Source organism: Paenibacillus sp. DP01, from assembly GCF_044784315.1.
Taxonomy (GTDB): Bacteria; Bacillota; Bacilli; order Paenibacillales; family Paenibacillaceae; genus Paenibacillus; species Paenibacillus polymyxa.
In genome coordinates this window covers 2,709,515-2,720,000 of record NZ_CP173059.1, presented here as the reverse complement: position 1 = coordinate 2,720,000, position 10,486 = coordinate 2,709,515, and the positions used below count along the sequence as shown (strand labels likewise).

The 10,486-nt window shown below is 41.5% G+C and carries 12 protein-coding genes (1 of these 12 only partly in view); 3 read left to right on the top strand and 9 right to left on the bottom strand.

The window, feature by feature from the left end; translation table 11 throughout:
* The 3 genes in view from ACH59B_RS12095 to ACH59B_RS12085 are tightly spaced (at most 28 nt apart) and all read left to right on the top strand, a layout consistent with a single transcriptional unit that may run on beyond the window.
* On the top strand, positions 1 to 1,184 hold the 3' portion of the coding sequence (locus tag ACH59B_RS12095; protein WP_404303854.1) for a spore germination protein. The gene continues 436 nt to the left of window position 1, outside the view; 1,184 of the gene's 1,620 nt are visible here — the last part of the coding sequence; its start codon lies beyond the left edge, outside the window; it ends in the stop codon at positions 1,182 to 1,184.
* A 9-nt stretch (positions 1,185 to 1,193) separates the two neighbouring features.
* Positions 1,194 to 2,396, top strand: coding sequence for a Ger(x)C family spore germination protein (locus tag ACH59B_RS12090; RefSeq protein ID WP_404303852.1), 1,203 nt, complete (start codon positions 1,194 to 1,196; stop codon positions 2,394 to 2,396).
* Between the two features lie 28 nt (positions 2,397 to 2,424).
* A complete protein-coding gene (locus ACH59B_RS12085) occupies positions 2,425 to 3,531 on the top strand; it encodes a GerAB/ArcD/ProY family transporter (protein ID WP_039277267.1) in 1,107 nt (368 codons plus the stop codon).
* A 125-nt stretch (positions 3,532 to 3,656) separates the two neighbouring features.
* Here ACH59B_RS12085 and ACH59B_RS12080 read toward each other — a convergent pair whose 3' ends face one another.
* From ACH59B_RS12080 to ACH59B_RS12040, 9 genes are all read right to left on the bottom strand, one after another.
* Entirely contained in the window at positions 3,657 to 4,337 is a 681-nt protein-coding gene (locus ACH59B_RS12080) for a DUF421 domain-containing protein (protein ID WP_039277265.1), read from the bottom strand.
* Positions 4,338 to 4,518: 181 nt separating this feature from the next.
* The gene (locus tag ACH59B_RS12075) at positions 4,519 to 4,785 is read right to left on the bottom strand and encodes a metal-sensitive transcriptional regulator (protein ID WP_016819043.1); all 267 of its coding nucleotides are present in this window, start codon (positions 4,783 to 4,785) and stop codon (positions 4,519 to 4,521) included.
* Between the two features lie 76 nt (positions 4,786 to 4,861).
* Complete coding sequence (locus ACH59B_RS12070) at positions 4,862 to 5,377, bottom strand: DsrE/DsrF/DrsH-like family protein (protein ID WP_031463503.1); 516 nt, start codon at positions 5,375 to 5,377, stop codon at positions 4,862 to 4,864.
* On the bottom strand, positions 5,374 to 5,964 hold the full coding sequence (locus ACH59B_RS12065; RefSeq protein WP_102997278.1) for a sulfurtransferase TusA family protein: 591 nt from the start codon (positions 5,962 to 5,964) through the stop codon (positions 5,374 to 5,376). The genes ACH59B_RS12070 and ACH59B_RS12065 overlap by 4 nt, the downstream gene beginning before the upstream one ends.
* A 210-nt stretch (positions 5,965 to 6,174) precedes the next feature.
* Positions 6,175 to 6,702, bottom strand: a complete 528-nt coding sequence (locus tag ACH59B_RS12060) for a TetR/AcrR family transcriptional regulator (protein ID WP_016819040.1) — start codon at positions 6,700 to 6,702, stop codon at positions 6,175 to 6,177.
* Between the two features lie 144 nt (positions 6,703 to 6,846).
* Positions 6,847 to 7,635 carry a DUF4309 domain-containing protein gene (locus ACH59B_RS12055; RefSeq protein WP_102997279.1) on the bottom strand — a complete coding sequence of 263 codons (789 nt, stop codon included), beginning with the start codon at positions 7,633 to 7,635 and terminating at the stop codon, positions 6,847 to 6,849.
* A gap of 119 nt (positions 7,636 to 7,754) precedes the next feature.
* On the bottom strand, positions 7,755 to 8,381 hold the full coding sequence (locus ACH59B_RS12050) for an HXXEE domain-containing protein (protein ID WP_016819038.1): 627 nt from the start codon (positions 8,379 to 8,381) through the stop codon (positions 7,755 to 7,757).
* Between the two features lie 18 nt (positions 8,382 to 8,399).
* On the bottom strand, positions 8,400 to 8,990 hold the full coding sequence (locus tag ACH59B_RS12045; protein WP_285695538.1) for a TetR/AcrR family transcriptional regulator: 591 nt from the start codon (positions 8,988 to 8,990) through the stop codon (positions 8,400 to 8,402).
* Between the two features lie 246 nt (positions 8,991 to 9,236).
* Entirely contained in the window at positions 9,237 to 10,469 is a 1,233-nt protein-coding gene (locus tag ACH59B_RS12040; RefSeq protein ID WP_029514312.1) for an aminopeptidase, read from the bottom strand.
* Positions 10,470 to 10,486: the final 17 nt, after the last annotated feature.

The window sequence follows — 10,486 nt, the reverse complement described above, 5'->3', positions numbered from 1 at the left end:
ATGCCCTGGCAGTTTCCATCGGCGGCGGAGTAAGACGAGCTATTCAGGAACCCAGTACTCAAACCGTAGTGCGGGGTCCTAAAGAAGGATTTACGGAGGATATCTCAACCAACATCACACTGATCAGAAGAAAATTGCGGACACCTGACCTTAAATTTGATAGTCATATTATTGGGCGATATACACAAACCAAAGTCATGTTAGCTTACATTGAAAATGTCGCTAATCCAGAAGTAATACAGGAAATTACAAAACGGCTTCAAATTATTGATACAGACAGCATACTTGAAAGTGGCTATATCGAAGAATTTATACAGGATGAACCACTTAGTCTCTTTCCCACCATGCTAAACTCAGAGCGTCCGGATGCAGTCGCAGGTAGCCTTTTAGACGGACAAGTAGCTGTTCTGGTTGATGGGACACCATTCGCTCTGATTGCACCTGTAACCTTCTTTAATTTCTTTCAAACGGCCGAAGACTACTACCAGAGATATGACATTTCAACTTTTTTAAGGGCTCTTCGTGTGGTATCTTTTCTAGTCTCATTGTTGCTTCCCTCTCTATTTATAGCCTTGACGACTTTCCAACAGGAAATGATCCCCACCACGCTGTTAATTACGCTGATGGCTCAACGGGAAGGAACTCCTTTTCCTGCATTATTGGAAGCTTTAATGATGGAATTGATGTTTGAAGTGATTCGTGAAGCAGGTGTGCGAATGCCACGGGTCATCGGACCAGCCGTCTCCATTGTAGGAGCTTTGGTTATCGGGCAGGCAGCGGTGCAAGCCGGACTGGTCTCAGGTGCAATGGTTATCGTTGTAGCCTTCACTGCTATATCGAACTTTGTCATCCCGTATTTTGGTATGGCTTCAGCAGTCAGGTTGTTGCGTTTTGCACTTATGCTACTGGCAGGGGCTCTGGGCTTATTCGGTATTTTGATAGGAATTATCCCCCTTCTTGTTCATCTTGTATCTCTCAAATCATTCGGAGTTGATTATTTTGTGCCCTACAGCCCCACCTTTAAATCTAATATGAAGGACCTTATCATCAGAGCTCCGTGGTGGGCTATGAAAACCAGACCTAGCGAAAAAACAGGACATAACCAGACAAGACAGGCAGCTCACCAATACCCTGCTAGTTCGGATGAAATCAAAAATAATGACAAGTCTGATACCCAAAAATAGGAGAGATCAATGGTGCGGCAATTAAGAGTTAGTTATGTTCTGTTTATTGCAGGATTATTACTTACAGGGTGCGTAGATCGTACAGAATTGAACGAATTAGCCATCACAACAGCAACTGGAATTGATGGACATAAAGGCGACTGGATCAATACCTATCAAATTATAATTCCATCAGCCATGACGACTGGATCAGGTGGTTCTTCCACCGGGGCATCGCAAAGCGCTGTACATACCTTTTCTACACATGGAAAAACATTGAGAGAGACCGTTATGAAGAGTAGCCTGGAATACCCACGTAAACTATATTTCGCCCAAAATAATATACTCGTTATTGGAAAAAAAGCAGCAGAACAAGGCATTGAAGAGATTATTGATATTTACCTCCGCAACCTTGATTCACGAGAAACTGTAAAAGTATTCATTGCCAACGGAGAGGCTCGTGATTTTTTGAGAAAGCTTGTACCACCAGAGAAAATTCCTGGTCAAGCTTTAGAAAAGATTATAGAAAGAGATAGCAAATTAGGATCGATTTACCCCGCAATATCCATGTATGAATTTATTTCGAAAATTAGCTCCGATAGTGGTGCAGCCGGAGTTCCAGAAATATCTCTTGAGGGTTCCGAGCCGGAGAAACTAGACTCTGTTGATGTTTTCAAGGAAACCTCCGCTAAAAGTAAACTCAAGTTATCAGGCTTAAGCCTTTTTCAGAAAGACAAGAGAGTCGGCTTCCTAAATGAAAAGGAAAGTATAGGGGTTTCATGGTTAAACAACCAGATTAAAAATACCACTGTAAACTATGTGGATGGGAATGTTACGTCCGCTTTCCTCATCCGGAAAGCCAAGGTTAAGGTTACGCCAATCAAGAATTTAAATCATTATTACCTAAACGTTGACGTTAAAGCTACCGGTGATCTTCTGTCAGCCTCTTCGCAAAGAGAAATGAAAGATATGCAAAGTATACATCAATTGCAGATGCAAGCAGCGGAAATAATCAAATTGCAAATTCAGGAAAGCTGGAAAGCCTTACAGCAAAAGAATATCGACCTTATTGGTATTGGAAATAAAATTCATCACAAGTATCCAAAAGACTGGAAAAAGATAAAAGAGACGTGGCCTAGGGAGTTAGCAAACATGGATATAAAAATAGATGTAAAAATGAAGCTTGCGCGTCCAGGATTATTCGAAAAATCTTTTAACGAACTGTTGAAATGAAATAAACAGGGAGAGGTGAATTGAAGTAATGCGTCAAAATACAATTCGAGTATCCGAGCTGATTATTTGTATGTCTTTGTTTGAAGTTGGAAGTACAACTTTGTTTTTAATGGGGGCTGAAGCAAAGCAAGATGCTTGGTTAGTTATGTTGATAGGAGCATTAGCAGGACTACTTCTGCTAATGCTCCATCTTGCAATTCACCATCAATATCCTGAATTAGATTTGTTCATGTTGTTTCGCCGTTACACTGGGAAATATGTGGGTACACTCATCAACTTACTCTTTGTGATGTATTTTACATATGAAGCTTCTCGGAACATACGCGATTTAGGCGAGGTGACAGTAATGACTTTGCTCCGTCAAACACCCTTGTGGATCATCATCTTGATCACAATCGTGGTTGTATCCAACACTGTTCGTTACGGCTACAAAGCATTGTTCTTATTTTGCTTGTTTCTTTTCCCTTTTTTTGTACTTGGATACGCCATAATTAGTATATTAATTCCGACAACTGGTCTCTTTCACTTGGAAAATTCCCTTCCGGTTTTAGAGGAAGGATGGAAACCCATATTTAAAGCCGCTATTCCTGAGGTGATCTCCTTTCCATTCGGACAAACTGTGTTATTTCTTGTATTTTATCCGCTTGCACATAAAGGGCGGAATCTCACAAAACCCGTTTCCTTTGCCTATATCATGACCGCACTTGCTCTAACATTTGTTAATCAATTGGAAATTTTTGTTCTCGGACCCAAGATCGCCGCAAATAGCACACTTCCTCTTTTGGAAGCCGTTCAGTTGATTGAATTAGCAGACGTGTTCGAACGAATGGATGCCCTTTTCACCTTGCTTCTTTTTCTTGGCTTGATCATCAAAATGTCTTTATTTTTTAATGGTGCTGTGATAGGACTAGAAAAAATAACCGGAGTCGGATTTAAAAAATGGATTCTTCCCCTTGCAGCACTTATTTATGGTCTTTCTTTTTTGTCCCCTAACTATACGCATCACATGGTAATCGGTCGAAAAATTATAATTAATTCCTGGTTTCCTATTTTTCAAATCTTCCTCCCTTTGTTACTATTTGTGGTTATTGTCATCAAAAAAAGAAAAAAGACAAATAAACAGTCCTCTTCATAAGGATACGGTAGTTCAATACTCCGAAGTTATGCCTCTATCTCAGCAGCTACACCATACACGGTAAGAAGCGCTGAACTATAGTATGTCTATCATTCAAGTATTCAGCCTCTTTTATTGTGCTTTTTCTATTTCATCGGCACGATGTGAAGTGTCCCATCCCCGCTGAACTCTGCATAGGCAATCTCGTCGATACTATCATATCCCTGCTCTCGCACCTTTACTTTAATCTGTTCAATATCGATTGACTTCCCACGCATAGATTCATTTAGCAACCTTCCCTTATCAATGACAGTAACAGAAAAAAGGTCAGGCTGTGCAACTATTCCCATATCCTGAGCAGCAGGTGGCTCGTATTCGGGTTTGCGCATGACTGACAATGAGCCGTTCGTCTCTAGAGTGGCGTACCAGACCTCACGCAGAGAAAAAATATTTTGCTGGCGTAGCATGGAGAGTAGCTGTGTAAATTCTATATCATATTTCTCCAGCATTTTTTGATTAACCTGCCCTTTATCTACGAGCAGCACTGTTCGACCTTCTGCCATATATCCAAATTTCACAAAATGGGTCGTCGCTTTCTCGAAAAAGTAGGCCAGCGCGCACCATAGTGCTAGAGCAAACAAAAGATGCCAGATCGTCACCTTATCGTCATATAACGTATTCCCTACAATTTCGCTTAATACCAATGAGGTCAGAAAATCGAGCGGTGTTAACTGGCTGAGTGTTTTTCGACCTGTAATAAAAGTAATAAGCCATAGGCCAAAAAAGCTGATGATCAATTTGACACCAATTGTGACAAATACCTCCATACATATACCCTCCGAAAGAAGTTATTTCTCTTATGGGTTATTTACACTCGTATACTTCTGTATAAACAGAGGCTTATTCCATTCCTAAAGTTGTCCGAAAAAAAGCCCGCCGCCAGATATAGGCAGCGAACTTTTTTAATTACGGCTATTATATATTCTTTGTTTTCGTGTATTCACATAATTATCTACTTTTCACCAGCAGCTGAATTGCTTCTTTAACCAGCTTATCTGTATCTCCTCCAGCTTCTCGCTCTTCCAATATACAACGTTGCAGATTTTCTGCTACAATTTGGGCTATTGCTTTATCTGATGCGTTGCGTACAGCTGATAGCTGGCTGACTACATCCTTGCACGACTTTCCCTCATCCATTAAACGAAGCACCCCACGCACCTGGCCCTCAATCCTCCTCAAGCGCGTTTTCAGTTCATCACTGTAATTGTAATCCATAAGTAATGCACTCCTTTTCTGACTTACCATATACACGTATAGGTATATTATAAACCAAAAAAGTAAATAGAATACCCTAAATAAATAGATTCACCTTCCCCTGTGAAGCATCCCCCAAGTAGGCGGCCACTCCAGCATACTCCAGACCATCTATTAGCTCTGCTTGCTGCAGTCCTAATAGATCCATTGTCATGGTACAAGCAACGAGCTTGATGCCCTGCTCTCGTGCCAACTCTATAAGCTGCGGCAAGGAAAGCGCATTGTGCTTTTTCATGACATGCTTGATCATCTGTGGACCGAGTCCGGCAAAATTCATTTTGGATAGCCCAAGCTTTTTGGGTCCACGAGGCATGATCCAGCCAAAGGCTTTTTCGAGCATTCCTTTATTGGAGCGTATGAGTTCATCCTTACGCAATATATTTAGTCCCCAAAATGTAAAGAAAATAGTTACTTCATGATCATATGCCGCCGCTCCATTCGCAATAATGAATGCAGCAAGTGCCTTATCCAGCTCGCCGCTGAATAATATAATCGTTGTTTTGGGCTGAGCTTGCTCTTGATTCTCTGCATAAGTTTCTGCTGCTGTACTCATATAGAATCGCTCCCCATTGTTTCTCCTGCCCAGTCGGATATGCCTGAAAGCACAGATTTGACGTTTTTAGCTCCTTTGTCTGCCAACAAGCGGCAGGCCCTTTCACTGCGTGCTCCAGCTTGGCAGATCACTGCGATTTCATCTTCCAGATTCAGCTCAGCGAGTCTGCTCTCCAGTTCGCCAAGAGGGATATGTTTAGATCCAGGGATCTGTTTAAGCGCGAATTCGGCGGGTTCACGAACATCGAGCAAAATGAAGTTCTCTTTTAAAGAACATTTTGCTTGTAGCTCTTCATGGCTTATCGTAGAAGAAAATATTTGCTCCTTCTTCACTTCAGCCGGATTTGCTTTGCGTAAATAATGTCGCATGACATCTCCTTCTTGGAGAGTGCCCAAATATTGATGTCCAGTGTTTTTAGCCCAGCTCTGAAAATCGGCTAATGAACCTTTGTCAGTCGCTTGAACCTCCATAATCTTTCCGGGAACGAGGTCATTCATAGCCTTTTTTGTTTTTACAATAGGCATAGGACAAGCTAGCCCTTTGCAATCAAGAATATGATCTGCTTGGATATTGTTAGTTGATGACATTCTATAACCTCCGCCTGTTTTTTGAGGGGGATTAGTTTAGCAAAATCCCCTAATACATATACCCCTATGGGTATTAGAATAACGAGACTCACTTCCCTTGTCAACCTAGTTAGCTTCTTTCGCTCAGAAACTAACGAATTTATGCCTTGTACTAACTAAAAGCAAACAAAAAAAGCCGCACAAAAGCGCGACTCTACTGCATACATAAAATTAATCGTCTATTTTCATCAGTTCTGGTAGATCCAGCGACATCGAAATATTACATAGCATTCCTCTGGCCAGAAAAAGCATCGTTTTTTCCATCGCATGTTCGATATCTGCCTGCCGGAAAGCGTTATAAACTGTCGTATGAATTTCACGAAATCCTTGCTGCATAACACTTACAATTACATCCTCACGGATCGTCTGCGCCTGCATTTGTAAGAGTATTTCATTGCGATAGTCCATCATAATTTGCGAATAGGCTGCAATCAGTTCTTGCTCTAACTGCTCAGACGAAGCCGAATGAATAACCTGGTGAAAAGAGTCTATGATGCGTGCAAATGAAACCTTCAACGCTTCAATAAGCAAAGCTTCCTTGGTAGCAAAAAAGCGGAAAACATAGGGCTGAGAAATATTCGCCCGTTCCGCAACTTTGGCTGTTGTAGCTCGGTAGTAACCCATTTCCGCAAAGACTTCGATAGCAGCAGATATGATTTCCTTTTGGCGATTTATTGATGTTGATGTAGCTTTAGCCATATTTTCTCATCCTTTGTTTATCACATTTTCCTAGTAGTGATTAATCAATTACTAAATAGTATAAATGTCACACTCTAAAAATGCAATGAACCAGAAAAGTCGCCTCCCTAATCATGATGGAAACGACTCTTTTGGCACACTCCATTATGGCGTCATCGTGTTAAAGTAAAACCGAACATAATTGACCTTTTGCGTTTTGGTTTGATAAGAAAATACTAAATAATAACTAAGATCTGACGTGTTGTTGATCGTATAATTAGCTTCTGCTGTGCCGGATGTGTCTTTAGAGGTGTCAATTGTTTCTGTGGGCTGGCCTAGTTCGCTAATAACATGTTTAATAAGCAACTTCTTATATTGTGGATCGTAAGAAGTAATTTCTGTAACTTTGTCACTTCCATCCAGTATGAGATCTGTATGATATTTAGCGTAACTTCTCATAGGGCCTGTAGAACCAGAATCGGATTCCCCCCATAGCTCGAACAACAGATCGCTGCTCGTTCCTAGACCAAGACCTTTAGGCAGATGAGGCAACGTCCCCTGCTTGGCTACGCTCATTATAGCAGTCGCGGAGCCGTGTTTACTGTCAGGTGTGGCTGTACTACTAGCAGGTTTCTGCTGTGTCGAGGTTAAACCTTGATCAGACTTTTTTCCAGTATTCTTGGAATTTTCTGCATCCGCACTAGGCTTACTGATATCTGTATTCGTCTTGTTATTGGGAGTATCTTGCTCATTTGCATTGATGTCTGTATTCTGATCTGTTGAATTACTGGCAGATGGTGTGGCTGATTTTGTTGTAGATGGAGCAATTGAGCTTGCTTCTCCACTATTGCCGCATCCTGTCATTACAGCAAAACCGATTGCTAATAAAGCGCTGGTAGTGACTAGCTTGCAAGCTAACTTTTTACGATTGCGAGATTGATGTATAGGTTTCATTATGAGATCACTCTTTCCTTGTTCTTGAGTACAAACCAAGTGTAACTGAACCTCGTTTCGAGAATACCTCTACTTGTATCCAACTTGTAAACAATAGCGTTATAAATTTCTAATACATCCTACCTGCGATCGTAAGCGCCTAGCTGTTGTTTAGAAAAGGCGTAAGGGGAGTCACTCTTCTTCAACCATATATTCCCTTTCACAATAAAAATGTATATAGCAAAAACAAAGTAGATTGTGCCTGCAATCCAGTCTATTGCCGTAGGAATGTCTCGCTTTACAATTTCATGGATATACCAGATTCCGACAGGGACATGCAGGAGAACTGCCGTACACAAACCGGGATTATATACAGTTTTTGCTTTGAGATTGACAACAATTCCGTGCCAGATGACCTGAAAAAATCCCATCAAAACAGGTGCGAGTCCAAGCCAGATTACGTGGGGAAACCAGACGGGGAGTAGATAAAATACATAGGCAATTGCCACATTAATGATCATCGCTGATTGAGTGTTCAAGGGGTAATGATCCGGGGCTTCACTTTTAAACAAAACATTGTTAAATAAACCCGCAAAATATCCGGGCCAGCGGTATTCTTCAAATTGGTGAAACAAAATAGCCACAAAGCTTAACCACAGTATGCCTGATAGATCCGATAAGATGGCTGAATTCATAAGCAAAACAATACATACAGCCACTCCAATGATGCCTCCTGCATCTTGCCAATATTTTCTCAAAAAATCCATGGCATTCACCCCTAAGGTTTATTTTTGATCAAAATATCTTTCAAACAGCAGGTTTAATTGTTCCTCTATTGTAGGCATTTCCACAACTGCTCCAGATTCAAGAATCGGACTCATCAGTGCAGGCAGAAAAATGGCTCCGAATATTTGCAGCATCATAGCTAACAACCGCTCTGGCTGTTGCTCACCTGTTAGCTCCTTGATTGTGTTCTGGACCTTTGGAAACCCCATTATGTTTAAAAATCTTCCGTATTCCTGTTGAGATGTAAAGGGCGTGCTGCCCATCACAATAATTCGTGACAGTAGCTCTGGATATTGGCGAATGACCTGTAAATAGTTAAGTAAAAATTGTTTCAGTCTATCTTGCGGGGACATCGCTGTATTGTCCAAAACAGAAAATGTGTGCTGAAAGCTGTTTAGGATCACTTCAATAGCTTCGCTGAGCAAATTTTCTTTGGAGCCAAAATAATAATTAACTAGAGAAATATTAGTACCAGACAGGTCAGCAATTTTTCGGATTGTAACCGCCTCGAAACCTTTCTTTTGGATAAACTCCAGCGTAGACTGTAGAATTTTTTCTTTGGTCTGTTGTTTTTTGTCTGGGTGACTCATCTTTTTCCTCCTCCTGTTTAGTTTAATCCTAAAGGACAAATGAAACGGACTACTTTAAGCAAAACAACAATTTAAGCAAAAATTAAAACGATATTTAAAACAATGTTTAAATTATTGTTTGAACTTAGCTTAGCACTTTACATTTCACAAAACAAGTAAAGATATGAGAATTAGGCTATGAAAAAACCCGCAAAACGAATCAGGTCGTTTGCGGGTTGAGTGAAGTGAGATTAAGAAAAGACTAAACTAAATTGCCCAATTTCCTTTACGGAACACAGCCTCTGTGCTTCCGTCTTGCAGTTCACCATCAATATCCAGCTCGGCTGAGCCGATCATAAAGTCAACATGAGTCAGGCTGACATTGGCACCGTTCTGGAGTAACTCCTCCCGGTTCATTTGTGTCCCATTTTCGATATTAAATGGATACGCACTGCCTAGGGCCAAGTGACAGGAGGCATTTTCGTCGATACCTGTATTATAAAAGATGCGATTGAGATTGGAAATCGGTGAATCGTGCGGCACCAGGGCAACTTCTCCCAGATAGCAGGCCCCTTCATCTGTAGCGAGCAAATGAGTGAGATGCTGCTCGCCGGATTCTGCTGTATATTCGGTGACCTTACCGTCCTTAAAGGTAAACGTAATGCGATCTACCAGTTGCCCATTTAAATTAAGCGGCATGGTACTTGTGATGTGGCCATTGACACCTGTACGCTTAGGCATTGTGAACACTTCTTCTGTCGGCATATTTGCCACAGTATAAATTCCTTGGGCGTTTTCGCCGCCACCACCACGCCAAATATGTCTTTCGGCCAATTCAATTTTCAAATCTGTTCCTGGTGCACGATAATGGAGGCTTTTATAGTTTTTATGATTCAGCTTGTTTTGTAGCTGTTCGAGATTGTTTAAATGTCCCTGCCAATTTTGAATTGGATCGGAGCCGTCTACACGATTCATTTGGAAAATCGTATCCCACATGACACGAATTCGGTCCTCTTCTGCTATATCGGCAAATACTTTATCTGCCCAAGCCTTCGTCGGCGCTTTAATCAGGCACCAGCTAATCTTAGCATTCCGCGTATAGTGAGCATAACCTTCTCTCGCCGTAGCCGCCGCCTTTGTTGCGCGTGAAACGTGTTCCGGGTCAATACCTTGATATAAATCCGGGTTCGGCACTTTAATCGTTAGCGTAGCTCCACCCTCTTCGGCGAATTTCTCCATCATGTCTGCCTTCCAAGCAGGGTAGTAATCAAAGCTGGCTTCGTCACCATGTTCAAAACGACTGCGTGTAATGGAATCGTCCTCAAACTCTACTTGCACATATTTAGCGCCTGCTTCATAGGCTTTGCTGACAATCAGGCGTGTAAACTCAACAGTTTCCAGTGGTGCAGTTACCAACAACGCCTGTCCTGGCTGAATGTTGACCCCTACTCTTACGACCAGTTCTGCGTATTGCTCCAACAATGATTCAAATGTACTCATTTTTCCACGCTCCTGTT